Annotated in this window: 21 protein-coding genes; 19 read left to right on the top strand and 2 right to left on the bottom strand. The window is 66.2% G+C overall.

Features of this window, described 5'->3' with window-relative positions; translation table 11 throughout:
* Window positions 1-105 precede the first annotated feature (105 nt).
* A complete protein-coding gene (locus ODR01_RS00900) occupies window positions 106-1,311 on the bottom strand; it encodes a CaiB/BaiF CoA transferase family protein (protein ID WP_316975706.1) in 1,206 nt (401 codons plus the stop codon).
* A 340-nt stretch (window positions 1,312-1,651) separates the two neighbouring features.
* Between ODR01_RS00900 and sucC the strand changes: the two genes are divergently transcribed.
* The 15 genes from sucC (at window position 1,652) to ODR01_RS00825 (ending at window position 17,853) form a co-directional block, all read left to right on the top strand.
* Window positions 1,652-2,851, top strand: a complete 1,200-nt coding sequence (gene sucC / locus ODR01_RS00895; RefSeq protein ID WP_316975705.1) for an ADP-forming succinate--CoA ligase subunit beta — start codon at window positions 1,652-1,654, stop codon at window positions 2,849-2,851.
* The gene (gene sucD, locus ODR01_RS00890) at window positions 2,851-3,726 is read left to right on the top strand and encodes a succinate--CoA ligase subunit alpha (protein ID WP_316975704.1); all 876 of its coding nucleotides are present in this window, start codon (window positions 2,851-2,853) and stop codon (window positions 3,724-3,726) included. The genes sucC and sucD overlap by 1 nt, the downstream gene beginning before the upstream one ends.
* Before the next feature lie 806 nt (window positions 3,727-4,532).
* On the top strand, window positions 4,533-5,645 hold the full coding sequence (locus ODR01_RS00885; RefSeq protein ID WP_316975703.1) for an ABC transporter ATP-binding protein: 1,113 nt from the start codon (window positions 4,533-4,535) through the stop codon (window positions 5,643-5,645).
* The gene (locus ODR01_RS00880) at window positions 5,638-6,714 is read left to right on the top strand and encodes an ABC transporter ATP-binding protein (protein WP_316975702.1); all 1,077 of its coding nucleotides are present in this window, start codon (window positions 5,638-5,640) and stop codon (window positions 6,712-6,714) included. The genes ODR01_RS00885 and ODR01_RS00880 overlap by 8 nt, the downstream gene beginning before the upstream one ends.
* Before the next feature lie 12 nt (window positions 6,715-6,726).
* Entirely contained in the window at window positions 6,727-7,599 is an 873-nt protein-coding gene (locus ODR01_RS00875) for a carbohydrate ABC transporter permease (RefSeq protein WP_316975701.1), read from the top strand.
* Window positions 7,596-8,399 (top strand): carbohydrate ABC transporter permease, encoded by an 804-nt coding sequence (locus ODR01_RS00870; protein WP_316975700.1) that lies wholly within the window; start codon window positions 7,596-7,598, stop codon window positions 8,397-8,399. The genes ODR01_RS00875 and ODR01_RS00870 overlap by 4 nt, the downstream gene beginning before the upstream one ends.
* A gap of 13 nt (window positions 8,400-8,412) precedes the next feature.
* Window positions 8,413-8,691: a DUF2160 domain-containing protein gene (locus tag ODR01_RS00865; RefSeq protein ID WP_316975699.1), complete on the top strand. Its 279-nt coding sequence runs from the start codon at window positions 8,413-8,415 to the stop codon at window positions 8,689-8,691.
* Between the two features lie 191 nt (window positions 8,692-8,882).
* On the top strand, window positions 8,883-10,544 hold the full coding sequence (locus ODR01_RS00860; protein WP_394356801.1) for an ABC transporter substrate-binding protein: 1,662 nt from the start codon (window positions 8,883-8,885) through the stop codon (window positions 10,542-10,544).
* A 66-nt stretch (window positions 10,545-10,610) separates the two neighbouring features.
* On the top strand, window positions 10,611-11,735 hold the full coding sequence (locus ODR01_RS00855) for an acyltransferase family protein (protein ID WP_316975698.1): 1,125 nt from the start codon (window positions 10,611-10,613) through the stop codon (window positions 11,733-11,735).
* Between the two features lie 1,090 nt (window positions 11,736-12,825).
* Window positions 12,826-13,221, top strand: a complete 396-nt coding sequence (sdhC, locus tag ODR01_RS00850) for a succinate dehydrogenase, cytochrome b556 subunit (RefSeq protein ID WP_316975697.1) — start codon at window positions 12,826-12,828, stop codon at window positions 13,219-13,221.
* Window positions 13,221-13,634, top strand: coding sequence for a succinate dehydrogenase, hydrophobic membrane anchor protein (gene sdhD, locus ODR01_RS00845; protein ID WP_316975696.1), 414 nt, complete (start codon window positions 13,221-13,223; stop codon window positions 13,632-13,634). The genes sdhC and sdhD overlap by 1 nt, the downstream gene beginning before the upstream one ends.
* A 6-nt stretch (window positions 13,635-13,640) precedes the next feature.
* Window positions 13,641-15,428, top strand: a complete 1,788-nt coding sequence (sdhA, locus tag ODR01_RS00840) for a succinate dehydrogenase flavoprotein subunit (RefSeq protein ID WP_316975695.1) — start codon at window positions 13,641-13,643, stop codon at window positions 15,426-15,428.
* Window positions 15,429-15,518: 90 nt separating this feature from the next.
* The gene (locus tag ODR01_RS00835) at window positions 15,519-16,301 is read left to right on the top strand and encodes a succinate dehydrogenase iron-sulfur subunit (RefSeq protein ID WP_316976196.1); all 783 of its coding nucleotides are present in this window, start codon (window positions 15,519-15,521) and stop codon (window positions 16,299-16,301) included.
* 156 nt (window positions 16,302-16,457) lie between these two features.
* Window positions 16,458-16,919: a carboxymuconolactone decarboxylase family protein gene (locus ODR01_RS00830; protein ID WP_316975694.1), complete on the top strand. Its 462-nt coding sequence runs from the start codon at window positions 16,458-16,460 to the stop codon at window positions 16,917-16,919.
* Window positions 16,920-16,929: 10 nt separating this feature from the next.
* The gene (locus ODR01_RS00825) at window positions 16,930-17,853 is read left to right on the top strand and encodes a sigma-70 family RNA polymerase sigma factor (protein ID WP_316975693.1); all 924 of its coding nucleotides are present in this window, start codon (window positions 16,930-16,932) and stop codon (window positions 17,851-17,853) included.
* A 12-nt stretch (window positions 17,854-17,865) separates the two neighbouring features.
* On the opposite strand, the gene ODR01_RS00820 is transcribed toward ODR01_RS00825, so the two are convergent.
* Window positions 17,866-18,735, bottom strand: a complete 870-nt coding sequence (locus tag ODR01_RS00820) for a sterol desaturase family protein (protein WP_316975692.1) — start codon at window positions 18,733-18,735, stop codon at window positions 17,866-17,868.
* Between the two features lie 107 nt (window positions 18,736-18,842).
* Here ODR01_RS00820 and ODR01_RS00815 point away from each other — a divergent pair, with 107 nt between their 5' ends.
* The 4 genes from ODR01_RS00815 to odhB all read left to right on the top strand — a co-directional run bounded on the left by ODR01_RS00815 (window position 18,843) and on the right by odhB (window position 25,810).
* Window positions 18,843-20,183: an NAD(P)H-dependent oxidoreductase gene (locus tag ODR01_RS00815; RefSeq protein ID WP_316975691.1), complete on the top strand. Its 1,341-nt coding sequence runs from the start codon at window positions 18,843-18,845 to the stop codon at window positions 20,181-20,183.
* Between the two features lie 175 nt (window positions 20,184-20,358).
* Window positions 20,359-21,315 carry a malate dehydrogenase gene (gene mdh, locus ODR01_RS00810; protein WP_316975690.1) on the top strand — a complete coding sequence of 319 codons (957 nt, stop codon included), beginning with the start codon at window positions 20,359-20,361 and terminating at the stop codon, window positions 21,313-21,315.
* Between the two features lie 178 nt (window positions 21,316-21,493).
* On the top strand, window positions 21,494-24,421 hold the full coding sequence (locus ODR01_RS00805; RefSeq protein ID WP_316975689.1) for a 2-oxoglutarate dehydrogenase E1 component: 2,928 nt from the start codon (window positions 21,494-21,496) through the stop codon (window positions 24,419-24,421).
* 84 nt (window positions 24,422-24,505) lie between these two features.
* The gene (gene odhB, locus ODR01_RS00800) at window positions 24,506-25,810 is read left to right on the top strand and encodes a 2-oxoglutarate dehydrogenase complex dihydrolipoyllysine-residue succinyltransferase (RefSeq protein ID WP_316975688.1); all 1,305 of its coding nucleotides are present in this window, start codon (window positions 24,506-24,508) and stop codon (window positions 25,808-25,810) included.
* The last annotated feature ends 46 nt before the right edge of the window (window positions 25,811-25,856 follow it).

The raw sequence follows: 25,856 nt of genomic DNA, 5'->3' as shown, positions 1-25,856 counted from the left end.
GGCCTGAAAACGAGGGAGGGGGACGTTGCGGCACCCCAAATGCAACGGGCCGGCCGCTGGGAGGCGGCCGGCCCGAGGACGTAATGCTTAGGCGTCGGTCAAGCGTCAGATGACGCCCTTGTCCTTCAGCGCCTTCACCTCGTCGGCGGCAACGCCGAGCTCGCCCAGGATTTCGGCGTTGTGCTCGCCGAGCTTGGGGGCGGGGCGGAAGAACTCGCCCGGGGTGCCCGACAGGCGGGCGGTGATGTTGTGCATGGGCAGCGTGCCCAGTTCCTCGTCCGGGACCTCGACGATGATCTCGCGGTCCTTGACGTAGGGATGGTCGATGAGGTCGGCGATGTCGCAGATGGGGCCCACCGTGATGCCGGCCTTGTCGAAGAAGTCGAGGATGTATTCGCGATCGTGCTTGCCCATGAAGGCGCTGACGATCTCGTCCAGTTCATCGACGTTCTTCAGGCGGTCGGAGTTGGTCTTGAAGCGGGCGTCCTCGATCAGCGCTTCCTGGCCGATCGACTTGGCGAACTGCTCCCACATGCCCTGGGTCGAGGCGGAAAGGGCCACCCACTTGCCGTCCTTGGCCTGGTAGGCGTTGCGCGGCGCGGCCATGGTGAAGCGGCTGCCCAGGCGCTTCGGGACCTTGCCGGTGACCTTGTAGTTGGCCGGCAGCGGGCCCTGGATGGAGAACAGCGGATCGAACAGCGGCAGGTCGATGACCTGGCCCTTGCCGCCGTTGACCTCGACCTCGCGGATGGCGGCCAGGATCGCCGAGGCGCCGGTCAGGCCGGCGATCATGTCGGCCATGGCGAACGCCGGCAGCACCGGCGGCCGGTCCTCGAAGCCGTTGGAGGCGGCGAAACCGCTCATCGCCTCGATCAGGGTGCCGAAGCCGGGCTTGTGCTTGTACATGCCGTCCTGGCCCCAGCCGGAAATGCGCACGATGACCAGCTTGGGGTTGATCTTGTGCAGTTCGGCCGGCGCCATGCCCATCTTTTCCAGGGTGCCGGGGCGGAAGTTCTCGACCAGGCCGTCGGCGGTGGCGACCAGCTTGGAGAACAGTTCCTTGGCCTTCTCTTCGCGCAGGTTCAGCGTCAGGCTGCGCTTGTTGCGCGAATAGACCTTCCAGTGGGTGGAGACGCCCTGGGTCTTCCATCCGCGCAGGTCGTCGCCCTTGTCGGGGGTTTCGATCTTGATGACGTCGGCGCCGAAATCGGCGAGCAGGACGGTGAGTTCGTTGCCCGCCACCACGCGGGTCATGTCGAGAATGCGAAGGCCCTTCAGGGGGCCTTTGGCGTCGGGCTTGAAATTCCTCATTGTAGTCCTCCCGATTGGCGGAGAATTGTTTGGCTGTCCCTGGGGATATGGGAAGTGTCACTCGTTACCGCCGGTATGGCGGCGAGTCAATTCCGGCCGGCGGGCGTTCCCCAAAGCACGAGAGATTTTTCACCATGTGGCGACGCGGCGGCGGATGGAGCCTCCACATCGTGAAATCGCTGTTGAAGGGGAGGGGGAGTCCGCCTAACGTGCTTTGGGAAACGCATGGTCCCAGGGCCATGTGGCCGCCGGGACGGCAGGTTTCCTTTTCCATTTCGAAGGGCGGCAGGGACGGTCCCTCCCCGCCCGACAGCGGTTTCCAACAAGCTCGGGTAGATCAATGAATATTCACGAGTATCAGGCGAAGCAGCTGCTTGCCAAGTTCGGCGTGACGGTGCCGCGCGGCGGCGTTGCCTACACGGCCGAGGAGGCCGAGGGCGTCGCCAAAACCCTTGGCGGGCCGGTGTGGGTCGTCAAGTCGCAGATCCACGCGGGCGGCCGCGGCAAGGGCAAGTTCAAGGAAGAGAAGGCGGGCAAGGCGGGCGGCGTGCGCGTCGTCAAGTCGATCGAGGACGTGAAGGCCAACGCCGGCCAGATGCTGGGCTCGACCCTGGTCACGCACCAGAGCGGTCCGGCCGGTAAGGAGGTCAAGCGGGTCTATATCGAAGAGGGCTGCAACATCGCCCGCGAATGCTACCTCAGCATGCTGATCGATCGCGCCAAGTCCTGCGTCACCATCATGGCCTCGACCGAAGGCGGCATGGACATCGAAACGGTGGCCGCCAAGACGCCCGAGAAGATCGTCAAGGTCTCGGTCGATCCGGCCACCGGCATCCAGCCGTTCCACTGCCGCAAGGTGGCCTTCGGGCTCAAACTCGAAGGGGCGCAGGTCGGCGCCGCCGTCAAGTTCCTGATGGGCATGTACAATGCCTTCCTCAGCCTCGACGCCAGCCTGGTCGAGATCAATCCGCTGGTGGTCACCGGCGAGGGCGCGGTCATCGCGCTCGATGCCAAGATGAACTTCGACGACAACGGCCTGTTCCGCCACAAGGACGTGCAGGAACTGCGCGACGAGTCCGAGGAGGATCCGGCGGAGCGCGAGGCGGCCAAGCACTCGCTCAACTACATCACGCTCGACGGTTCCATCGGCTGCATGGTGAACGGGGCCGGCTTGGCCATGGCCACCATGGACATCATCAAGGTGCACGGCGGTTCGCCGGCCAACTTCCTCGATGTCGGCGGCGGCGCCACCAAGGAGCGTGTCACCGCGGCCTTCAAGCTGATCCTGTCCGACCCCAAGGTCGAGGGCATCCTGGTCAACATCTTCGGCGGCATCATGCGTTGCGACGTGATCGCCGAAGGCGTGGTGGCCGCGGCCCGCGAGGTCAGCCTCAACGTTCCGCTGGTGGTCCGCCTCGAGGGCACCAACGTCGAGGCCGGCAAGCAGATCCTGGCCAAGTCCGGGCTGCCGATCATTTCGGCGGACGACCTGGGCGATGCCGCCGCGAAGATTGTCAAAGCGGTGAAGGAGGCCGCCTGATGTCCGTACTCGTCAACTCAAAGACCAAGCTTCTCGTCCAGGGCATCACCGGCGGCGAGGGCACCTTCCACACCGAGCAGGCGATCGCCTACGGCACCAAGGTCGTCGGCGGCGTCACCCCGGGCAAGGGCGGCCAGAAACACCTCGACGTGCCGGTGTTCAACACCGTCGCCGAGGCGGTCGCCACCACCGGCGCCAATGCCACCGTGATCTACGTGCCGCCGCCATTCGCGGCGGACGCCATCCTGGAGGCGGTCGACGCCGAGCTGCCGCTGGTGGTGTGCATCACCGAGGGCATTCCGGTGCTCGACATGGTGCGCGTCAAGCGGGCCATGCGCGGGACCAAAACCCGGCTCATCGGCCCCAACTGCCCCGGCATCATCACGCCCGGCGAATGCAAGATCGGCATCATGCCCGGCCACATCCACCGCAAGGGCAAGATCGGCATCATGTCGCGTTCGGGCACGCTGACCTACGAGGCGGTGGCGCAGACGACGGCGGCCGGTTTCGGCCAGACCACCTGCATCGGCCTGGGCGGCGATCCGGTCAACGGCACCAACTTCATCGACTGCTTCGAGATGTTCCTGGCCGACCCCGAGACCGAGGCGATCATCATGATCGGCGAGATCGGCGGTTCCGCCGAGGAGGACGCGGCCGACTTCCTCAAGAAGTCGAAGGTGAAGAAGCCGACGGTCGGCTTCATCGCCGGCGTCACCGCCCCTCCCGGCCGTCGCATGGGCCATGCCGGCGCCATCATCTCGGGCGGCAAGGGCACGGCGGGCGACAAGATCGAGGCGATGAAGAGCGCCAACATCGCGGTCGCCGAAACGCCGGCCTCCATCGGCAGCACCATGGTGAAGCTTCTCAAGAAGTAGTCCGTACCTCTTCGCGGACGTCCAGTCGACAGGGCGCGGCCTCAGGGCCGCGCCCTGTTCGTTTGAGCCTCCGTCCCGCGAATCGAGCGGCGAAACGGCCGCCCGGCTTTGGGGCCGATGCACCGAGTGCGCCCCGCCGTCTCGCCGTCAACCGGCGGCTTCGTCACACGGCGGACGATTCCCATCCGCCACTCCGTCGATGAAAACGGCACGAATCCGCGAGGAAGAGTCTCGTCGGTTGTGAATCGCCTTCACGGATTAATGTTCGAAAACGAAAAGCAATACGCCAATTCGAAAACCAAAGATTGACAAAATTTTCGGCTTTGAACAGTATCGATTTGCCCCTCCATACGCGGGCGGGCCAAGAAAAAGAGCGGCGCCGGCCATGACAACCGGGCGCTGTACACCGCGGAGGCTTGGAGGCGATCGTGACGGGGCACAACCTCGTAGAGATGGAGGCCGCTTGCCGCAGAACCGGTTTTTCGGCGGACCAACGGCCAATATCCGGACAAAATAAAGGCCTTTTGGCAACGCTGGCCGATGACGGCCGCTGCCCGGGGATTGGGTCCATCCGCGAGCGTGGGTTGCAGTGCCTTGCGCGCTGGGGACGGAACCCCGACGCCGCCGATGGCGGGGAGGTCGCCCCGTCCGGCGCGATGCGGTGGCGATTCGCTTTCGATCATCGATACGGATAGGGACGGGCGGGGCGGCGAACGGGTCGGCGGCGCGACCCGGTGCACGAAGCAAGAGGACGGCGATCAAGGCGCGAATAGAGTAGCGATCATACAAACATCGGTGATGGCACGATGAGGATCGGACTGGACCAGGTGACGTTGCGGGTGGGAACGGCGACCCACATCTATCCGACGACTGTCGATCTCGCGCCGGACTCCCTCAACATCCTGCTTGGCCCCACGCTTTCGGGAAAGACCACCCTGATGCGCCTGCTCTGCGGGCTCGACCGGCCGACGGCGGGGCGCGTGTGGGTCGACGACGCCGACGTCACCGGCGTTTCGGTCCGCCGGCGCGACGTCGCCATGGTCTACCAGCAGTTCATCAACTATCCGTCCTTCACGGTTTACGACAACATCGCCTCGCCCTTGCGCCGCGCCGGCGTTGCCAAGGCCGACATCGACCGGCGGGTCCGCCAGGTGGCCGAAATGCTGCGCATCGACGGCCTGCTGGCCCGGCTGCCCGCCGAGCTCAGCGGCGGCCAGCAGCAGCGCATCGCGCTGGCCCGCGCGCTGGTCAAGCGGGCCCGCCTGCTGCTGCTCGACGAGCCGCTGGTCAACCTCGACTACAAGTTGCGCGAGGAACTGCGCCAGGAACTGCGGGCCATCTTCGAGATGCGCCAGTCCTGCGTCGTCTACGCCACCACCGAGCCGCTGGAGGCGCTGATGCTGGGCGGCAATACCCTGGTGGTCGACGGCGGCCGGGTGCTGCAGGCGGGGCCGACCATCGACGTCTACAACCGCCCGGCCAGCGAACGGGTGGGCGCCGTGTTCAGCGATCCGCCCATGAACATGATCGAGGGCAAGGTGGAAGGCGGCGCCGCGCTGCTGGGGGCCGGCCTTCGGGTACCCCTGGCCGGCCATCTGGCGGGGCTTGCCGACGGCGTCTATCGCTGGGGGGTGCGCACCAACCACCTGGCGCTGTCCCGGCGCCACGTCGCCGACATCGAAATCGAAGGCGTGGTGGAACTGGGCGAGATCAGCGGCTCGGAAACCTTCGTCCACGTCGCCCACAACGGCGTTTCCTGGGTGGCCCAGGAGGAGGGCGTGCAGCGGTTCGGCATCAACGACGCCATCCGCGTCTACGTCAATCCCGGCGCCTTCTTCGTATTCGACCGCGCGGGGGCGCTGGTGGCGGCGCCGTCGGGCGGCGCTCCCAGGCTGCTGGGGGAGGTGGCCCATGGCTGAAATTCATCTCGACGGGGTGGCCCATTCCTACCTGCCCAATCCCCGCGACGAGGCGGACTGGGCCTTGAAGCCAATGGATCACGTCTGGCAGGACGGCGACGCCTATGCCCTGCTCGGCCCCTCGGGATGCGGCAAGACGACCCTGCTCAACGTCATCTCCGGGCTGATCAGCCCGAGCCACGGGCGGGTGCTCTTCAACGGCCACGACGTGACGACCACCAAGACCGAGCACCGCAACATCGCCCAGGTGTTCCAGTTCCCGGTCATCTACGACACCATGACGGTCTTCGACAACCTGGCCTTCCCGCTGCGCAACCGCGGCATCGACGAGACGACGGTCAAGGTCAGGGTCCACGAGGTGGCCGAGATGCTGGACCTCGTCGTCCACCTCGGCAAGCGGGCCATCGGGCTGCCGGCCGACGCCAAGCAGAAGATCTCGCTGGGCCGCGGACTGGTGCGCTCCGACGTCGCCGCCATCCTGTTCGACGAGCCGCTGACCGTCATCGATCCCCATCTCAAATGGCAGCTTCGGCGCAAGCTCAAGGAGATCCACGAGCGCTATCGGCTGACCCTCATCTACGTCACCCACGACCAGAACGAGGCACTGACCTTCGCCGACCGGGTGGTGGTGATGTACGAGGGCGGGGTGCTGCAGGTCGGCACGCCCCAGGAACTGTTCGAAACGCCGTCGCACCGCTTCGTCGGCTATTTCATCGGCAGCCCGGGCATGAACTTCCTGCCCTGCCGGCTGACCGCCACCGGCGCCGAGGTGGCGGGCCAGGCCATTCCGCTTTCCGATGCCGTGCTGACCCAGGCGGTGGGAGCCTCGGTGCTGGAGATCGGCGTGCGCCCCGAATCCATCCGCCTGGCCGACGGCGGCGCCGGGCTGGCCGTCCAGGTCGCCGACGTCGAGGATCTGGGCGCGCGCAAGATCGTCACCTGCCGGCTGGGCGAGCACGTGCTGAAGGTGAAGGTGTCGGCCGGCCAGACGGTTCCGGCCGAGCGGGCCACCATCCAATTCAACCCCCACCTGACCTGGCTTTACGCCGACGGTCGCCTGGTGCGCTAGAGGGAGCCGGCGATGGACAAATGGCAAAACAACCGGGCGTGGTTCATGGTCCTGCCGGTCTTCGTGGTGGTGGCGATCTCGGCCATCATCCCGCTGATGACGGTGGTCAACTATTCGGTCCAGGACATCTTCGGACCCGGCCAGAGCGTCTTCGTCGGCACCGAGTGGTTCAAGGAGGTACTGACCGACCGCCGCCTGCACGAGGCGCTGTGGCGTCAGTTCCTGTTCTCCGGGCTGGTGCTGCTGATCGAGATTCCGCTGGGCGTGCTGATCGGGCTGGCCATGCCCAAGAAGGGCTGGACGGCCTCGCTCACGCTGGTCCTGCTGGCCCTGCCGCTGCTCATCCCGTGGAACGTCATCGGCACCATCTGGATCATCTTCACGCGTCCCGACATCGGCCTGTTCGGCGCCGCCATCAACACGCTGGGCATCCGCTTCGACCATACCGCGGCGCCGCTGGACGCCTGGATCACGGTGATGCTGATGGAGGTGTGGCACTGGACGCCGCTGGTGGCGCTGCTCGCCTATGCCGGCTTGCGGGCGATCCCGGAAGCCTATTTCCAGGCGGCGCGCATCGACGGCGCCTCGGCGTGGGCGGTGTTCCGTTACATCCAGTTGCCCAAGATGCGCGGCGTCCTGACCATCGCCGTGCTGCTGCGTTTCATGGACAGCTTTTTGATCTATGCCGAGCCGTTCGTGCTGACCGGCGGCGGGCCCGGCAATTCCACGACGTTCCTGTCCATCCACCTGGTGAAGATCGCGGTCGGCCAGTTCGACCTCGGGCCGGCGGCCGCGTTCTCGATCATCTATTTCCTGATCGTGCTGCTGTTCAGCTGGCTGTTCTACCAGGCGCTGCTCAGGGTCGGCACCGGAGAAAAGCGATGAGAGTGCGCAAGAGAACCTTGGGCCTGGTCCTCTACCTCGTCCTGTTGCTGCTTCCGATCTACTGGATGCTCAACATGTCGCTCAGGACCAACGCCAACATCCTGGGCGAATTCGCCATCATCCCGACCGAACTGACGCTCGGCAACTACATCAAGATCTTCACCGACGAGGCCTGGTATTCGGGTTACATCAATTCGATCGTCTACGTCAGCATGAACACGGCGATCTCGCTTTTGACGGCGCTGCCCGCGGCCTACGCCTTCTCGCGCTACCGCTTCCTCGGCGACAAGCACATGTTCTTCTGGCTGCTGACCAACCGCATGGCGCCGCCGGCGGTGTTCCTGCTGCCGTTCTTCCAGCTCTATTCGACCTTCGGCCTGATCGACACCCACATCGCGGTGGCCATCTCGCACCTGCTGTTCAACGTGCCGCTGGCGGTGTGGATTCTGGAAGGCTTCATGTCGGGGGTGCCGCGCGAGATCGACGAGATGGCCTACATCGACGGCTACAGCTATCCGCGTTTCTTCCTTACCGTCTTCGTGCCCCTGATCCGCACCGGCATCGGGGTGACGGCCTTTTTCTGCTTCATGTTCTCGTGGGTCGAGCTGTTGTTCGCCCGCACGCTGACCACCACCAACGCCAAGCCGATCGCCGCGGTGATGACCCGCACGGTCAGCGCCAGCGGCCTGGACTGGGGCCTGTTGGCGGCGGCCGGGATTCTCACCATCGTGCCGGGCGCCTTGGTGATCTGGTTCGTGCGCAACTACATGGCCAAGGGCTTCGCCCTCGGCCGGGTGTGAGAGGAGACGGACCATGGCTCTTGCGTGGATGGCATGGACGCTCCCAACGGTGATCTTCTTTTGCACCATCGGCGTGATCCTGGCCGCCATGACGGTCTGGCAGGTGGTGGCGCCGAGCGCCGAGCGGCGCGGCTGGCTGCCCATCCCGACGACGCCGGGCGACCGCCTGTTCGTCGGCCTTCTGGGCAGCGCCTACATCCACTTGGCCTGGATTGGCCTCAGCGACGCCACGCTGTGGGGGGCCTTCGCGGTTTCGCTGGTCTGGCTGATCGGCATCCTCAGGTGGGGGTGACGGCAGAAAATTGAGGAGGGAGAGTTTCCCGCCGGCCGGTGTTTCGGCCTTCACCGCGGCGGCGGCAACCGGGCAACCGGAACGGCTTCAAGGCCGGTAGGAGGCGAAAGATGACGACGATGTCAAGGGAGAGGCTAAGACGAGCCCTGATGGGCGGGGCGGTCGGCGCCTCGTTCGTGCTTTCGGCCGGCATGGCCAGCGCGGACATGGCGGCGGCGCAGAAGTGGGTCGACAGCGAATTCCAGCCCTCGACCCTCACCAAGGACCAACAGATGAAGGAGATGGAGTGGTTCATCAAGGCGGCCGCGCCCTTCAAGGGGATGTCGATCAAGGTCGTCTCGGAAACCATTCCGACCCACGAATACGAATCGAAGACGCTGACCAAGGCGTTCGAGGAAATCACCGGCATCAAGGTGACGCACGACCTGATCCAGGAAGGCGACGTCATCGAGAAACTGCAGACGCAATGGCAGTCGGGCGAGAACATCTACGACGCCTATATCAACGACAGCGACCTCATCGGCACCCACATGCGCTACGGCTTCGTGGTGCCGCTTTCCGACTGGATGTCCGGCGAGGGCAAGGACGTGACGTTGCCGACGCTCGACATCGACGACTTCATCGGCAAGTCGTTCACCACCGGGCCGGACGGCAAGCTCTACCAGCTTCCCGACCAGCAGTTCGCCAACCTCTACTGGTTCCGCTACGACTGGTTCCAGCGCGCCGATCTCAAGAAGAAGTTCAAGGACAAGTACGGTTACGAGTTGGGTGTGCCGGTCAACTGGTCGGCCTACGAGGACATCGCCGAGTTCTTCAGCAACGATGTCAAGGAAATCGACGGCACCGTGGTTTACGGGCACAACGATTACGGCAAGAAAGCCCCCGACCTCGGCTGGCGGTTCACCGATGCCTGGCTCTCCATGGCCGGCGAAGGCGACAAGGGCGTTCCCAACGGCAAGCCGGTCGACGAATGGGGCATCCGCGTCGACGGCTGCACGCCGGTCGGCGCCTCGGTCAGCCGGGGCGGCGGCGCCAACAGTCCGGCCGCCAAGTACGCGCTGACGAAGTACATGGATTGGCTGCGCAAGTACGCCCCTCCGGGCGCGCTCGGCATGGACTTCTACCAATACCTGCCGTTCCTGGCCAAGGGTAACGTCGCCCAGCAGATCTTCTGGTACACCGCTTTCACCGCGACGATGGTGGAGCCGGGCCCGACGGTCAACGCCGACGGCACGCCCAAGTGGCGCATGGCCCCCTCGCCCCACGGTCCCTATTGGGAAGAGGGCATGAAGCTCGGCTATCAGGACGCCGGTTCGTGGACCCTGATGAAAAGCACGCCGGTCGACCGCCGCAAGGCGGCGTGGCTGTTCGCCCAGTTCACGGTGTCGAAGACCGTGGACGCCAAGAAGAGCCATGTCGGGCTGACCTTCGTGCGCGACAGCACGGTGAAACATGCGAGCTTCACCGAGCGTGCGCCCAAGCTGGGCGGCCTGGTCGAGTTCTACCGCAGCCCGGCCCGCGTCTCATGGACGCCGACCGGAACCAACGTGCCCGACTATCCGAAGCTGGCCCAGTTGTGGTGGCAGAACATCGGCGAGGCGGTGGCCGGCGAAGTGAGCGTCGATCGCGCCATGGACAACCTGGCCCGCGAGATGGACCGGGTGATGGAACGCATCGCCCGTTCCGGCGCCCAGAAGGAATGCGGCCCGAAGCTCAACGAAGAGAAGGACCCGGCCTACTGGTACGCCCAGCCCGGCGAGCCGAAGCCGAAGCTGGCCAACGAGAAGCCCAAGGGCGAGACGGTCGACTACGACAAGCTGATCCAGGCCTGGCGGGAAGGCCGCGTGAAGTAACCTCCCGTTGCTGAACGGGTGGGCCGGCGTTCGGCCCACCCGTCTTTTTTGGGGGAAACAAAACCGGTGTCTGGGGGGGAAGTCCGACGCATTCCGGCGATCGACGTGGCGCGATTCTATGGGATCGTGCTGGTCTATTACGGCCATGTCGTCGAGAGGATGATGTATCTCGGCAGCCCGGTCGCGGCCCATCACTACAAGTTCATTTATTCCTTTCACATGATCCTGTTCTTCCTGCTGGCCGGATTCATCGCCAAGGAGAGCGTGCAGGACCTCGGCCTCAAGGATTTCGTCAAATCGCGGCTGGCCTCGCGCTTCGCGCCGTTCGTCTTTTTCAATCTGCTGCTGGCCTTGCTCAGCCTGGGGGTGCCCCGCGACTTTCCGCCCATTCCGCTGGCCAGCCCCGGCGATTATCTGACCGCCACGGTCCAGACCCTGACTACGCTGCCCATCTTCGACATCCCGACATGGTTCCTGATGAGCCTGATCACGGTCGAGATCCTGCATTACGCCGTCTTCCGCTTTCTGCGCGCCTCCGACCTGCGCATCCTGGCCGCCGCCGCCGTTTTCTACCTCGCCGGCTATGCGCTGAACCGCGAGGTCCAGTTTTTCGACCCGGGCCGCTCGATGACCAACTACTGGTTCTTCAACGAGGCGCCCGTCGTCTACGCCTTCTATCTGTTGGGCGTCGTCCTGCGGCGGCGGGGGTTCCTGACGGGGCCGGTAAGGCCGGCTTTGCTGGAGGCCGGCGGGCTGGCCGCCCTGGCTGTCGTCGCCCTGACCTACGACCTCAACCGGGGGCCATTCCGGCTGATCGAGGCGGTGGTCATCCTCGCCTCAGGGCACGGCCATCTCCTGTGGTTCCCGCTGACCGCCATCGCCGGCTCGCTGATGGTCCTGCTGCTGGCCCGTCTGTCGCCGCCGGCCGCCTGGATGACCTTCATGGGCCGCAACGCGCTGACCCTCTTTTGCCTCAACGGCGTCGTCTATCATCACGTCAACGGGCCGCTGGCCGCCTGGACGAAGGAAACCCTCGGCCTGTCGGCGATCTCGGTGTTCGGGGTGGGGGCGGCGGCCACCGCCGTCAGCCTGGTCCTGGCGGTGCCCGTCGTCCTGCTGTTCAACCGGGCGCTGCCCCAGCTGATCGGCCGGCCGCGCGAAAGGGGCCCGCTGCTGCCCAACCTCCTGTGACTTAGAAGAGCAAACAGGCCGGACCGCTAAATGTAGCGGCCGCCACAATATGTTGTTGCAATGGGGGAACGATTCTGCTAAAGAACGAGGCGTCAGGTGCGCGGGTCCTGGGACACCGTCGCAACGCACCGCCGAAACGATGCTCCTGACGCCTCATGGAGCCGGCCAAGCTCCGTGCACTTCGAAAGTATCACTCCGCGTACCGCCTCTCCCCGCAATGTCCCCGGCAAAGAGAACAGCCCGGGAGGGAGGCTTTTCGCGTCCGAAAGTCCTTCTGGCGAAGGCCTTTCTTCGGCGGGCCGCGTCTGGCGAGAAAGCCTGTAATGTCGAGTTCGCTCTGCGAGCCTGGCGGGGTGTGACCCCCTGGACCCGGCGTCCCGAACCGCGAACGGCCCGTTCCCCCCGATCCCCTGCGAGACCGACACCGGAAGAGCCGAAACCCTTCTGATGGGTCGTCGCACCGCGGGAACCGCCTGCATCGCCGAAGCGACACCGGCCTGCTCCGCGAAAGGCCCGCCTCGCTTACGGGACGAGGCTTCTCACCGGCGATGATCCACTCCGTCCCCATGGCTGCCGTTTGTCGCCAAACGAAAGCGCGGTTCACGGTTGTCCACCGCCTTCCCTCGGCAAGAACCGATGCCGAAACACCGACCCCGCTTCGGGTCGCGACAAGTCTTCGAAAAGAAGGGAAACCTCGAAAGATTGCCCTGGTTACCAAAGAACTCGTCGCCTGGACACTTTCTCGTGCAGGAATATGATGTGTCAAAAGAAGGGGGGCGATCAATAATAAGTTTTGCACAACAGCGACTTTCCTGTGAATAAAATTTCAATTTTTTCACAATTGGCCCACACGTTATCCACAGACTCATTCACACTCCGAAAACGAGAGTGATGTATTTCAATAGGTTACGTACATTCAAGAATTCTAAAATAAAGAGGCGGCTCTCTCCCGCTGCGGGCGCAATCATTACTTGCCCGCCTCCGTGCCACGGGGTCTCTCCGGCGTTGACTTGCTTCCAGGGCGGGTTTAAATGACCTGGGCGCCGCGAAACGGATGCCAAGGCGCTCCAGCGATCAGGAGTGAGAGTTCATGGCCAAAAGAAAGCGGCCGCTTTCCCCCCACCTTCATATTTACAAAGGCCAGATCAGTTCTGTCGTTTCCGTGATGCAGCGCATCACCGGAGGCGGTTTGGCGGTCGGTCTCGGCTTTTTCGTCTATTGGCTGGGGGCGGCGGCGTACGGGCCGGATGCCTATGCCACGGCGCAGTGGTTCTTGACCACGTGGTTCGGCTACCTCTGCCTGTTCGGCTTTTCGGTCTGCATGTACTTCCATCTGTGCAACGGGATCCGCCACCTCGTCTGGGACATCGGATGGGGTTTCGAGATCCACCAGGTCAACGCGGGCGGCATCGCCGTCCTCGCCGGCACCGTCCTCTTCACGGCGATCACCTGGGCCGTTGCCCTGGCTAAACTGGGAGTCCTCTGATGACGTTGCGCAGTGCGCTCGGCCCGGAACCGGGCTCGAAGCGGTCCTCGCTCGGCCATGCCCGCGGCCTCGGCTCGACCGGACACGGTTCCGCACACTGGTACTGGGAACGCCTGACGGCGCTGGCCCTGGTGCCCCTGACCATCTGGTTCGTCGTGGCGCTGCTGAGCGGCGTCGCTGCCGATTACGACAGCATGGCGATGTGGCTGACGGTCCCCGGCAACATGGTGCTGATGGTGCTGCTGACCTTCTTCTTCTTCTGGCACGCCTGGATCGCCGTCGCCGTCGTCATCGAGGACTACGTTCACCACGACGCCACCAAGATCGGCGGCATCATCGCGCTTCGGTTCGCCTGCATCCTGTTTGGCGCTTTCGCGGTGGTGTCGATCGTCCTGATCGGCCTGGGAGGATAACAGCCGATGCCCGCATACGAAATTACCGACCATACCTATGACGTCGTCGTGGTCGGCGCCGGCGGCGCCGGGTTGAGGGCGACGCTTGGCATGTCGGCGGCCGGATTCTCCACCGCCTGCGTCACCAAGGTCTATCCGACCCGCAGCCACACGGTGGCCGCCCAGGGCGGCATCGGCGCCGCCATCGGCAACGAAACCGAGGACGATTGGCGCTGGCACATGTACGACACCGTCAAGGGGTCGGACTGGCTGGGCGACCAGGATGCCATCGAATACATGTGCCGCAACGCCATCCCGGCGGTCTACGAGCTGGAGCATTTCGGCCTGCCCTTCTCGCGTCGCGAGAACGGCAAGATGTACCAGCGGCCCTTCGGCGGCCATACCTCGAACTTCGGCGAGAAGCCGGTGCCGCGCTCGGTCGCGGCGGCCGACCGTACCGGCCACGCCATGCTGCACACCCTCTATCAGCAGTGCCTCAAGCATAAGGCGGTGTTCTTCAACGAATACTTCGCCATCGACCTGATCATGGGCGCCGACGGCGCCTGCCACGGCGTGGTCGCGCTGTGCCTCGAGGACGGCACCATCCACCGCTTCCGGGCGCAGACGGTGGTGCTGGCGACCGGCGGCGCCGGGCGCGTCTATTTCTCGAGCACGCTGGCCCACATCTGCACCGGCGACGGCGGTGCCATGGTGGCCAGGGCCGGGCTGCCGCTCCAGGACATGGAGTTCGTGCAATTCCACCCCACCGGCATCTATTCGGCCGGCTGCCTGATCACCGAGGCCTGCCGCGGCGAGGGCGGGTACCTGACCAACGCCGAGGGCGTGCGCTTCATGGAGAAGTACGCGCCCAAGACCAAGGACCTGGCCTCGCGCGACGTGGTGTCGCGCGCCATGACCATCGAGATGCGCGAAGGGCGCGGCGTCGGCGAGCACAAGGACCACATGCTGCTGCACGTCGAGCACCTGGGCGCCGAGTTCCTGCACGAAAAGCTGCCCGGCATCGTCGAGACGGCGATGATCTTCGCCGGCGTCGACGCCACCAAGGACCCGATCCCGGTGCTGCCGACCTGCCATTACAGCATGGGCGGCATCCCGACCAACTATCACGGCGAGGTGCTGCGGCCGACGGCGGCCGATCCCGATGCCGTTTTCCCGGGCCTGATGGCGGTGGGCGAGGCGGCCTGCGCCTCGGTGCACGGCGCCAACCGGCTGGGCACCAACTCGCTGACCGATCTGGTGGTGTTCGGACGCGCCGCCGCGCTGCGCGCCGCCGAGCTGCTGAAGCCGCTGGCCGAGCAGGCCCCGCTGCCGAAGGGTTCGGCCGACTTCGCGCTGGCCCGCCTCGATCGCCTGCGCCAGGCCAACGGCAAGCTTCGGACCAGCGAAATCCGGCTTTCCATGCAGCGGACCATGCAGAACGACGCCGCCGTCTTCCGCACCAAGAAGACGCTGGACGAAGGCTGGCAGAAGATCAAAGAGGTCGACGCCTCGCTGGCCGAGATCGGGATCTCCGACCGCTCGATGATCTGGAACACCGACCTGATCGAGGCCCTCGAGCTCGAGAACCTCATGATCAACGCCAAGGCGGTGATGTACTGCGCCGGCATTCGCGAGGAAAGCCGAGGGGCCCATGCCCGCGAGGACTTCCCCAACCGCGACGACGTGAACTGGATGAAGCACACGCTGGCGACGTTCAACGACAGGGGCGGTATCGACATCACGTTCAGGCCGGTCCACACCAAGCCGCTGTCGGACGATGTCCAGTCCATTGCGCCGCAGGTGCGGGTCTACTGAGGGCCGCGATTTCGGTTGAAAGGTTGCCTGGGCAACCAAACTAATGAGCGATCAACTCGAGAGGTCAGGTTCATGGTTGCGTTGATGCCCTTGGGGAAATTCCTCCTTCCCGCCAACTCCAAGGTGGGCAAGGGGAAAACGTTCGCAGCCCCGGCGGGAGCCACGCGGGTCAAGAAGTTCCACATCTATCGCTGGGACCCCGATAAGGACGAGAATCCCCGGCTCGACACCTACGAGATCGACCTCGACAAGTGCGGGCCGATGGTGTTGGACGCCCTGATCAAGATCAAGGACGAGGTCGATTCGACGCTGACCTTCCGGCGCTCCTGCCGCGAAGGCGTGTGCGGCTCGTGCTCGATGAATATCGACGGCACCAACACGCTGTCCTGCATCAAGGCGATTTCCGACGTCAAGGGCGACGTCACCATCTATCCGCTGCCGCACATGGCGGTGGTCAAGGACCTGGTAGTCGACCTTTCCCACGCCTTCGCCCAGTACGAGGCCATCGAGCCGTGGCTCAAGGCCGACACCGCCCCGCCGCCCCAGGGCGAGCGCCTGCAAAGCCCGGAGGAGCGCAAGAAGCTCGACGGCATGTGGGAATGCATCCTGTGCTTCTGCTGCTCGACCAGCTGCCCCAGCTACTGGTGGAACGGCCAGCGCGGCTATCTCGGCCCCGCCACCCTGATGCAGGCGCACCGCTGGATCCAGGATTCGCGTGACGAGCACACCGGCGAACGGCTGGAGTTCCTGGAGGACGGCATGCGGCTGTTCCGCTGCCACACCATCATGAACTGCACCGTCACCTGCCCGAAGAACCTCAATCCCGCCAGGGCCATCGGCGAGCTCAAGCAGCTGATGATCAAGCGCGAGTAGCCACCGGCCGCGGCCGTCATCGAACGCATAGAAACCGCCGGGTCCCAAGCCCGGCGGTTGGCGTTTGGGGTGTTTTTTGCTTGGCCGTGTCACAATCGGCCCCCACGTCTCGTCTTATGTCGGAAAGCCATTTTTTTTCGACACAAGGAGAAGACGATGACCCCCAGACTGAACCCCCAGGCCGTTGCCCCCGACGTCATCCAGGCCATGATCGAGCTGGAAAAGCGAGCGAGGGCCGGCGGCCTGGAGCCGAGCCTCGTCGAACTGGTCAAGATCCGGGCCTCGCAGATCAACGGCTGCGCCTTTTGCATCCACATGCATACGAAAGACGCCCGCGCCCAGGGAGAACGCGAGGAGCGGCTTTACCTGCTGGATGCCTGGCGGGAATCGCCGCTCTATTCCGCGCGCGAACGGGCGGCGCTGGCCTGGACCGAGGCCCTGACCCGACTGGCCGACACCCATGCGCCGGACGCCGACTACGAAATGGCACGCGAGCAGTTCAGCGAGGAGGAGTTGGTGAAACTGACCCTGCTGATTGCCACGATCAACGCCTGGAACCGCTTCGGCGTCGGCTTTCGCTCGGTCCATCCGGTGGCGGCGGCCTCCAAGGCGGCGTAAGGGCGGCGCGATGACGGGAACCGTTCTGGCGGTGGGCGGCGAGGGCGACGACGCGGCGGCAAGCTTCGAGCCGCATCGCCGCCGGCTGGTCGGCCTGGCTTACCGGATGCTGGGGTCGGTCTCGGATGCCGAGGACATCGTCCAGGACGCCTACCTGCGTTGGCACGCGACGGACCGTTGCCGCGTTGCCAACGCCGGCGCCTTCCTGTCGAAGACCGTGGCCCGGCTGTGCCTGGATTACCTGAAATCGGCCCGCCATCGCCGGGAGGCCTATGTCGGGCCGTGGCTGCCGGAACCGTTCCTCGACGACGGGATCGGCCAGAATGGCCAGGATGGCGGCCTGGCGGACGATCTTTCGGTCACCCTGCTGCTGGCGCTCGAGCGGCTGTCGCCGCTCGAGCGGGCGGCCTTCCTGTTGCATGACGTCTTCGACCTCGACTTCGCCGAGGTCGCCGGCGCCATCGGCCGTACCGAAGCCGCCTGCCGCCAGTTGGCCGCCCGTGCCCGGCGACACGTGCAAGACGCACGGCCGCGATTTTCGGTGCCGCGGGACGAGGGGGCGCGCATCGCCGAGGCCTTCCTGGCGGCATCGCGCGGCGGCGACGTCGGCGCCCTGCAACGGTTGTTGGCCGAGGACGCGATCGCCTATACCGACGGCGGCGGCATCCGGCCGGCCGCGCTGAATCCGATCTTCGGTCGCGCCAAGATCGCCCGCCTCTATACCGGCATCGCCCGCAAGACCGCCCGGCGGATTCCCGCCGTCGTCTATCGGGGACCGATCAACGGGATGGTCGGGTTCATCACGCTCGAGGCCGACGGCCGGCTGCAGACGACCGCGCTGGACATTCAGAGCGGCGTGATCACCGCCATCTACATCGTGCGCAATCCCGAAAAACTGGCCCATCTCGAGCGCCGGTTCGCGGGCCGCGGGTGAGCCCTTTTCCCGTCAGCCGGCGCCGTCGGGGCGCTTGTCGTCGGGAAGGGGCTGGCGGGGCGGGTTGAGGAAGGGCTGGATCAAGAGCCTGTCCAGGCGCGAGGCGCCGGGATCGCGGAAGATGGGAAGGCCGATGGTCATGCCGTCGTGGCCCTTCTCCGGCTGGTCGCGATAGGTGCCGAGCAGGCGGTCCCACCATGGCAGGTTGAAGCCGAAGTTGCTGTCGGTCTCGCGGCGGATGGCCGAATGGTGGACCCGGTGCATGTCGGGGGTCACCACCAGCCAGCGGAGCACGCGATCGAAGCGCCGGGGCAGGTTCAGGTTGGCGTGGTTGAACATCGAGGTGGCGTTGAGCAGCACTTCGAAGATCACGACGCCGACGGCCGGCGCTCCAAGGGCGGCCACCACCGCCATCTTGATGCCCATGGACAGCAGGATCTCGATGGGATGGAAGCGGGCCCCGGTGGTGACGTCGATGTCGAGGTCGGCGTGATGCATGCGGTGCAGCCGCCACAGCGCCGGCACGGCGTGGAAGACGACGTGCTGCAGATAGATGACGAGGTCGAGCGCCAGCACGCTCAGCAGGACCGTCCAGGCCGTCGGCAGGCCGAGTGCGTGAAACAACCCCCAGCCTCTGGCCTCGGCGATCATGGCCACACCCACCGCCGCCATCGGCACGAGGGCGCGCACGATGAGGGAATCGAGCATCACGATGCCGAGGTTGCCGGGCCAGCGGCGGCCGCGGGAAACGGTGCGCACGCGGCGCGGAAAGGCGGCTTCGAGCGCCATCATGAGGACCAGCACGCCCAGGAAGAAACCGACGCGCACCAGGGCCTCGCTGGCCAGCAGGCGTTCCCAGAGATCGGCATTCGCGCTCGTCATTCCCGGATGATCGCCGGATCGGGCGGCGCGGTAAAGGCCTTCGCCGATTTCCGATCCGGTTTCGCCGTGTTAAGGTGACCCGCGAACCGACGGGGGAAGGCTTTCACATGAATCTGCACACCATGCTGGCGGCGCGGGCAGCCGAGGGGCGGCCCATCCGGGTCGGCCTGATCGGCGCCGGCAAGTTCGGCTCGATGTTCCTCTCGCAGGTCCAGCATACGCCGGGCCTGCATCTGGTCGGCATCGCCGACCTCGACCCGGCCCGCGCCCGGGCGGCCTGCCGCACCGTCGGCTGGGCCAAGGAGCGGTGCGCCGCCGCCACCTTCGCCGAGGCGCTCAAGACGGGGGCGACCGCCGTCACCGACGACGCGGCGGCGCTGATCGCCGCCGACGGCATCGAGGTCATCATCGAGGCGACCGGCATTCCCGAGGCGGGCATCCGCCACGCGCTGCTCAGCTTCAAGCACCGCCGTCACATCGTCATGGTCAACGTCGAGGCCGACGTCCTGGTCGGCCCACTGCTGGCCAGGCGCGCCGCCGAGGCCGGCGTCGTCTACGCCATGGCCTACGGCGACCAGCCGGCCCTCATCTGCGAGCAGGTGGACTGGGCCCGGGCCTGCGGACTCACGGTGGTGGCCGCCGGCAAGGGCACCCTCTACATGCCGGAATTCCATACCTCCACCCCCGACACGGTGTGGAACTATTACGGCCTGTCGGCCGAGCGCGCCGCCGAAAGCGGCATGAACGCCAAGATGTTCAATTCCTTCCTCGACGGCACCAAGTCGTCGATCGAGATGGCGGCGGTGGCCAACGCCACCGGCCTGACGCCGGCCCCCGGCGGCCTTGATTTTCCGCCCTGCGCCGCCGAGGACCTGGCCCGCACGCTCATTCCCGCCGCCGAGGGCGGCGTGCTTCACCACAAGGGGCAGGTCGAGGTGGTGTCCAGCCGCACGCGTGACGGCCGCGACCTTCCCCACAACCTGCGCTGGGGCGTCTACGTCGTCTTCGAGGCGCCGACCGACTACGTCAGGAACTGCTTTCGCGACTACGGCATGATCACCGACCGTTCCGGTCGTTATTCGGCGCTGTGGCGCCCCTACCACCTGATCGGCCTGGAACTGGGCATCAGCGTCGCCGCCGCCGCCCTGCGCGGCGAGGCGACGGGGCGGGCCACCGGCTTTCGCGGCGACGTGGTGGCGACCGCCAAGCGCGGGCTCAAGGCCGGCGAGGTGCTGGACGGCGAGGGCGGCTATCGGGTGTGGGGCAGGCTGATGCCGGCCGCCGATTCGCTGGCCATCGGCGGGCTGCCGATCGGGCTCGCCCACGGCGTCAAACTGAAGCGCGACATCCCGGCCGGCCAGGCCCTGCGCTGGGCCGACGTCGTCGCCGACGAGACGGCGGAAGGCGTGAAACTGCGCCGCGAGATGGAGGCGATGTTCGCCTCCTGATCGGCCCCAGGGCTCGCCAAGGTTGTCCTGCCCCTTGACGGGCGCACGGCCACGCCCCACTTGCCGTGGGCTTGCGATCGCGCTAGTAACGCCTAGGCAATAATAGATGAGAACGCCGTTGCGACGCGTTCGCGACGATAGCACGACACCACCAGACCCCAGGGGGGGATCCATCATGGCACGCAAAAAACTCGCATTCATCGGCGCCGGCAACGTCGGCGCCACGGCGGCCCATCTGGCCGCGCTGAAGGAACTGGGCGATATCGTTCTCTTCGATGTCGCGGGCACCATGCCGGCCGGCAAGGCGCTCGACATGGTCCAGTCGACGCCGGTCGAGCGCCTCGACGTGACGACCGCCGGCTCCACCGACTACGCCGCCATCAAGGGGGCCGACGTGGTGGTGGTGACGGCCGGGGCCCGGCGCACGCCGCAAATGAGCCGGGACGACCTGGTCACCGTCAACGCCAAGATCATGCAGACCGTCGGCAAGGCCATCAAGAAGCACGCGCCGAAGGCCTTCGTCATCTGCGTCACCAACCCGCTCGACGCCATGGTGTGGGCGCTCCGCGAGGCCAGCGGCCTGCCGCACAACATGGTGGTCGGCATGGCCGGCGTGCTGGACTCGGCCCGCTTCCGCTACTTCCTGGCCGAAGAGTTCGGCGTCTCGGTGACCGACGTCAACGCCTTCGTGCTGGGCGGCCACGGCGATTCCATGGTGCCGTTGCTGCGCTATTCCACCATCGCCGGCATCCCGGTCCCCGACCTGATCAAGAAGGGCTGGTCGACCAAGAAGAAGGTCGACGACATCGTCCAGCGCACCCGCGACGGCGGTGCCGAGATCGGCCGCCTGCTGGGCAACGCCTCGGCCTACTACGCGCCGGGCTCCTCGGTGGTCGAGATGATCGAAGCCTACCTCAAGGACCGCAAGCGGGTGCTGCCGGTGGCCGCCTATTGCAATGGTCCCTACGGGCTCAAGGGGATCTATGTCGGCGTGCCGGTTGTGCTGGGCGCCGGCGGCGTCGAGAAGATCATCGAAATCGACCTCAAGGCGGACGAGAAGAAGGCCTTCGACGCCTCGGTGGCCAGCGTCAACAAGCTGCTCAAGGCGACCAAGGCCCTGCTCAAAATGTAGGGGACTTGCGGAGGCCGCTTTCGGCGACGGGGGCGGCATCCCTTTGCGAAGGACTGGGCGGGGGTAGTCAACGACGGTGGGCGACCCCATCTTGTGGGGTGCCCCACCCGGGGCGAGGCTGCCCCCTGATCCGAACGGAGGGAGAGGGCGCGGCGGTAAACTGCGCCTTCGAGGAACCATGTCGTCGACTGCTGACTCCTTCATCAATCCGCTGAACGCCGAATTCGTCGCCGATCTTTTTACCCGCTATCTGGAGAACCCCAACTCGGTCGATCCCAGTTGGGTCGCCTTCTTTGGCGACCTGGAGGAGGACGGCCGCGCCGTCGCCCAGGCGATCAGAGGGGCGAGCTGGACGCCACGGCCGGTTGGCAACGGCGGCAATGGGGGCAACGGCGGCGGTGCCGCCATTTTCGCGGCGCCGGCGGTGGCGGCCGCCGAGGGGCGGCTCGACGCCGGCCAGGTGCGGGCGGCGACGCTCGATTCGATCCGCGCGCTGATGCTGATCCGCAGCTACCGGGTGCGCGGCCACCTGATCGCGCGCTTCGACCCGCTGGGGCTGGAAGGCCAGACCTTCCATCCCGAGCTGGAGCCCAAAAGTTATGGTTTTGCCGAGTCCGACATGGACCGGCCGATCTTCATCGACTACGTGCTAGGCCTCGAAACGGCCACCATGCGCGAGATCCTGCGCGTGGTGCGCGAAACCTACTGCGGCTCCATCGGCGTCGAGTTCATGCACATCCAGGACCCCGACGAGAAGGCCTGGATCCAGCGCCGCATCGAGAGCATCCACAACCAGACCCAGTTCACGCTGCGCGGCAAGCGCGCCATCCACGAGCGCCTGGTCGAGGCCGAAGGGTTCGAACACATCCTCCACCTCAAATACGCCGGCACCAAGCGCTTCGGGCTGGACGGCGCCGAGGCGATGATCCCGGCCATCGAGCAGATCCTCAAGCGCGGCGGCCAGCTGGGCATCCGCGAGGTGGTGCTGGGCATGCCCCATCGCGGCCGCCTCAACGTGCTGGCCAACGTCATGCACAAGCCCTACGTCGCCATCTTCTCGGAATTCCAGGGCCATGCCTCGAAGCCCGAGGACGTCCAGGGCTCGGGCGACGTCAAATACCACCTCGGCACCTCGACGGACCGCGTCTTCGACGGCAATTCCGTGCACCTGTCCTTGTGCGCCAACCCCTCGCACCTGGAAGCGGTCAACCCGGTGGTGGTCGGCAAGGTCAGGGCCAAGCAGACCGAGCGCGGCGACCGCGAGCGGGGCCAGATCATGGGCCTGCTTCTGCATGGCGACGCCGCCTTCGCCGGCCAGGGCCTGGTCGCCGAGACGCTGTGCCTTTCGGAACTCAAGGGCTACACCACCGGCGGCACCATCCATTTCATCGTCAACAACCAGATCGGCTTCACCACCAGCCCCAGCTTTTCGCGCTCGTCGCCCTATCCGTCCGACGTCGCCAAGATGGTCCAGGCGCCGATCTTCCACGTCAACGGCGACGACCCCGAGGCGGTGGTCCACGTGGCGCGCATCGCCACCGAGTTCCGCCAGGAGTTCAACCGCGACGTTGTCATCGACATGTTCTGCTACCGCCGCCACGGCCACAACGAGGCGGACGAGCCGGCCTTCACCCAGCCGATCATGTACAAGGCCATCGGCGGGCATCCGACGACCCGGCAGATTTATGCCGCCAAGCTGGTCCGCGAGGGCGTGCTGAAGGACGAGGAGGCCGAGGCCCAGGTGGCCGATTTCACCCGGCGGCTGGAGGCCGAATTCGACGCCGCCCAGACCTACAAGCCCAACAAGGCGGACTGGTTCGAGGGCCGCTGGCAGGGCCTGGTCAACATGGAGGGCGAGGACGAGTTCCGCGAGGAGGACACCTCGGTCGATCTCAAGACCCTGCGCGAGGTCGGCGGCGCCCTTGGCCAGCCGCCCGAACACTTCGCGGTCAATCCCAAGATCCTGCGCCAGCTTGCCGCCAAGCGCCAGATGGTCGAAACCGGCCAGGGCATCGACTGGTCGACCGCCGAGGCCCTGGCCTTCGGCTCGCTGCTCGTCGAAGGCAAGCCGGTCCGTCTGTCGGGCCAGGATTCCGGACGCGGCACCTTTTCCCAGCGCCACGCCGTTCTCGTCGATCAGGAAAACGAGGAGCGCTACGTGCCCCTCAACCACATCCGCGACGAGCAGGCCCGTTTCGAGGTCTTGGACAGCCCGCTTTCCGAGGCCTCGGTCCTGGGCTTCGAATACGGCTATTCGCTGGCCGAGCCCCACTCGCTGGTGATGTGGGAGGCCCAGTTCGGCGATTTCGCCAACGGCGCCCAGGTCATCATCGACCAGTTCATCTCGTCGGGCGAATCGAAGTGGCTGCGCCTGTGCGGGCTGGTCATGCTGCTGCCGCACGGCTACGAGGGGCAGGGGCCGGAACATTCTTCGGCCCGGCCCGAACGCTATCTGCAGCTGTGCGCCGAGAACAACATGCAGGTCGTCAACTGCACGACGCCGGCCAACTATTTCCACGTGCTGCGCCGCCAGCTGCACCGCAACTTCCGCAAGCCGCTGGTGATCTGCACGCCGAAATCGCTGCTGCGCCACAAGCTGGCGGTCTCGGCGCTGGCCGACATGGGGCCGGGCAGCCGCTTTCGCCGGGTGCTTCCCGAGTCCGAACCGCTGGTCGCCGACGACAAGGTGCGCCGCCTCGTGCTGTGCACCGGCAAGGTCTATTACGACCTGTTGCAGGCGCGCCGCGAGGCCAAGATCGACGACGTTGCCCTGGTGCGGATCGAGCAGCTCTACCCGTGGCCGCGCCAGACGGTGGTCAACCAGCTGACCCGCTACGCCAACGCCGAGGTGGTGTGGTGCCAGGAGGAGCCGGCCAACATGGGGGCGTGGAGCTTCGTCTTCCCCAAGCTGGTCTGCATCCACGAGGAGCTGGAGCGCCGGCAGGCGCTGCCGGTTTACGTCGGGCGCGCCGAGGCGGCGTCGCCGGCCACCGGGCTGCACAAGATCCACGTCAAGGAGCAGGCCGCGGTGGTGGAACGGGCCCTGTCGGCCGAACCGCTGGCGGGTCGCCGCGATGGGGCCAAAAAGAAGGGCAAGGGGGCTTAACGGCCGTCGACGATTTTCGATCGCCCCGTTCGCCGGTCGGGCGGGGCGGCCAAATGCATAGTGAGCAAGAGTATAGGGGAAGTCATGGCGACTGAGATCAAGGTGCCGACGCTGGGGGAATCCGTCACCGAAGCCACGGTCAGCAAATGGTTCAAGGAGGTCGGCGATCCGGTTGCCGCCGACGAGCCGCTGCTGGAGCTTGAAACCGACAAGGTGACGCTGGAAGTCAACGCACCGGCTGCCGGCACGCTTTCCGAGATCGTCGTCGCGGCGGGTTCCGACGTCGAGGTGGGCGCGCTGCTCGGCACCATCGCCGAGGGTGCCGCCGCGGCCAGGGGGGCCAAGCCGGCCGCCGCCAAGGCGCCGCCGCCGGCCAAGGCCGAGCCGGCCCCGGCGCCCCGGCCGCAACCGGCCCCGGTGCCCGCTGCCGCAGAGGCGGCCCTGGCCCCGGCGGTGCGCAAGCTGATCGAGGAGAGCGGCCTTAATCCCGCCGCCATCCCGGCCACCGGCAAGGACGGCCGGCTGACCAAAGGCGACGTCCTGGCCTACCTGGAGGTCCGCAAGGAAGCCCCGGCCGCGCCGGCGCCGAAGCCGGCCGCCGCGCCCGCCGCGCCCGCCGCCAAGGCTCCGGCCGCCGCGCCGGCCCCGGCCGCGGGCGGCGCCCAGTTCCCGCCGCGCCCGGCCGGTCCGCGCGAGGAGAGGGTGCGCATGACCCGCCTGCGCAAGCGCATCGCCGAGAACCTCAAGGCCTCGCAGAACACGGCGGCGACGCTGACCACCTACAACGAGGCCGACATGAGCGCGGTGATGGCGCTGCGCGATCAGGTGAAGGACGTCTTCGAGAAGCGGCACGGCGTGCGCCTGGGCTTCATGTCCTTCTTCATCAAGGCCTGCGTCACCGCGCTGCGCGAGTTCCCGGTGGTCAACGCCGCCATCGACGGCGACGAGATCGTCTATAAGAACCACTACGACATCGGCGTCGCCGTCGGCCTGCAGGAAGGCCTGGTGGTGCCGGTGGTGCGCGACGCCGATGCGCTGTCCTTCGCCCAGATCGAGGCCACCATCGCCAGCCTGGCCAAGAAGGCCCGCGACGGCGCGCTCAGCCTGGACGAGTTGCAGGGCGGCACCTTCACCATCTCGAATGCCGGCGTTTACGGCTCGCTCAACTCGATGCCGATCCTCAACCTGCCGCAGTCCGCCGTGCTCGGCATGCACAAGATCCAGCAGCGTCCGGTGGTGCTCGCCGACGGTTCGATCGTGGCCAAGCCGATGATGTACCTGGCGCTCTCCTACGACCATCGGCTGATCGACGGCCGCCAGGCGGTGTCGTTCCTGGTGCGGGTCAAGGACTGCATCGAAAACCCGACGCGCATCATGCTGGACGTTTAAACCGCCTTTGTATTGTCTCGTCACTCCCGCGCAAGCGGGAGTCCAG

The organism is Shumkonia mesophila (assembly GCF_026163695.1).
Taxonomy (GTDB): domain Bacteria; phylum Pseudomonadota; class Alphaproteobacteria; order Rhodospirillales; family Shumkoniaceae; genus Shumkonia; species Shumkonia mesophila.
The sequence above is the reverse complement of the archived record's forward strand: the minus strand, read 5'-3'. Positions and strand labels throughout refer to the sequence as shown.

Coding starts and splice junctions, on each gene's coding strand:
- ODR01_RS00900 (WP_316975706.1), bottom strand. CDS start 1,311: ATGAGGAATTTCAAGCCCGACGCCAAAGGCCCCCTGAAGGGCCTTCGC.
- sucC (WP_316975705.1), top strand. CDS start 1,652: ATGAATATTCACGAGTATCAGGCGAAGCAGCTGCTTGCCAAGTTCGGC.
- sucD (WP_316975704.1), top strand. CDS start 2,851: ATGTCCGTACTCGTCAACTCAAAGACCAAGCTTCTCGTCCAGGGCATC.
- ODR01_RS00885 (WP_316975703.1), top strand. CDS start 4,533: ATGAGGATCGGACTGGACCAGGTGACGTTGCGGGTGGGAACGGCGACC.
- ODR01_RS00880 (WP_316975702.1), top strand. CDS start 5,638: ATGGCTGAAATTCATCTCGACGGGGTGGCCCATTCCTACCTGCCCAAT.
- ODR01_RS00875 (WP_316975701.1), top strand. CDS start 6,727: ATGGACAAATGGCAAAACAACCGGGCGTGGTTCATGGTCCTGCCGGTC.
- ODR01_RS00870 (WP_316975700.1), top strand. CDS start 7,596: ATGAGAGTGCGCAAGAGAACCTTGGGCCTGGTCCTCTACCTCGTCCTG.
- ODR01_RS00865 (WP_316975699.1), top strand. CDS start 8,413: ATGGCTCTTGCGTGGATGGCATGGACGCTCCCAACGGTGATCTTCTTT.
- ODR01_RS00860 (WP_394356801.1), top strand. CDS start 8,883: ATGGCCAGCGCGGACATGGCGGCGGCGCAGAAGTGGGTCGACAGCGAA.
- sdhC (WP_316975697.1), top strand. CDS start 12,826: ATGGCCAAAAGAAAGCGGCCGCTTTCCCCCCACCTTCATATTTACAAA.
- sdhD (WP_316975696.1), top strand. CDS start 13,221: ATGACGTTGCGCAGTGCGCTCGGCCCGGAACCGGGCTCGAAGCGGTCC.
- sdhA (WP_316975695.1), top strand. CDS start 13,641: ATGCCCGCATACGAAATTACCGACCATACCTATGACGTCGTCGTGGTC.
- ODR01_RS00830 (WP_316975694.1), top strand. CDS start 16,458: ATGACCCCCAGACTGAACCCCCAGGCCGTTGCCCCCGACGTCATCCAG.
- ODR01_RS00825 (WP_316975693.1), top strand. CDS start 16,930: ATGACGGGAACCGTTCTGGCGGTGGGCGGCGAGGGCGACGACGCGGCG.
- ODR01_RS00820 (WP_316975692.1), bottom strand. CDS start 18,735: ATGACGAGCGCGAATGCCGATCTCTGGGAACGCCTGCTGGCCAGCGAG.
- ODR01_RS00815 (WP_316975691.1), top strand. CDS start 18,843: ATGAATCTGCACACCATGCTGGCGGCGCGGGCAGCCGAGGGGCGGCCC.
- mdh (WP_316975690.1), top strand. CDS start 20,359: ATGGCACGCAAAAAACTCGCATTCATCGGCGCCGGCAACGTCGGCGCC.
- ODR01_RS00805 (WP_316975689.1), top strand. CDS start 21,494: ATGTCGTCGACTGCTGACTCCTTCATCAATCCGCTGAACGCCGAATTC.
- odhB (WP_316975688.1), top strand. CDS start 24,506: ATGGCGACTGAGATCAAGGTGCCGACGCTGGGGGAATCCGTCACCGAA.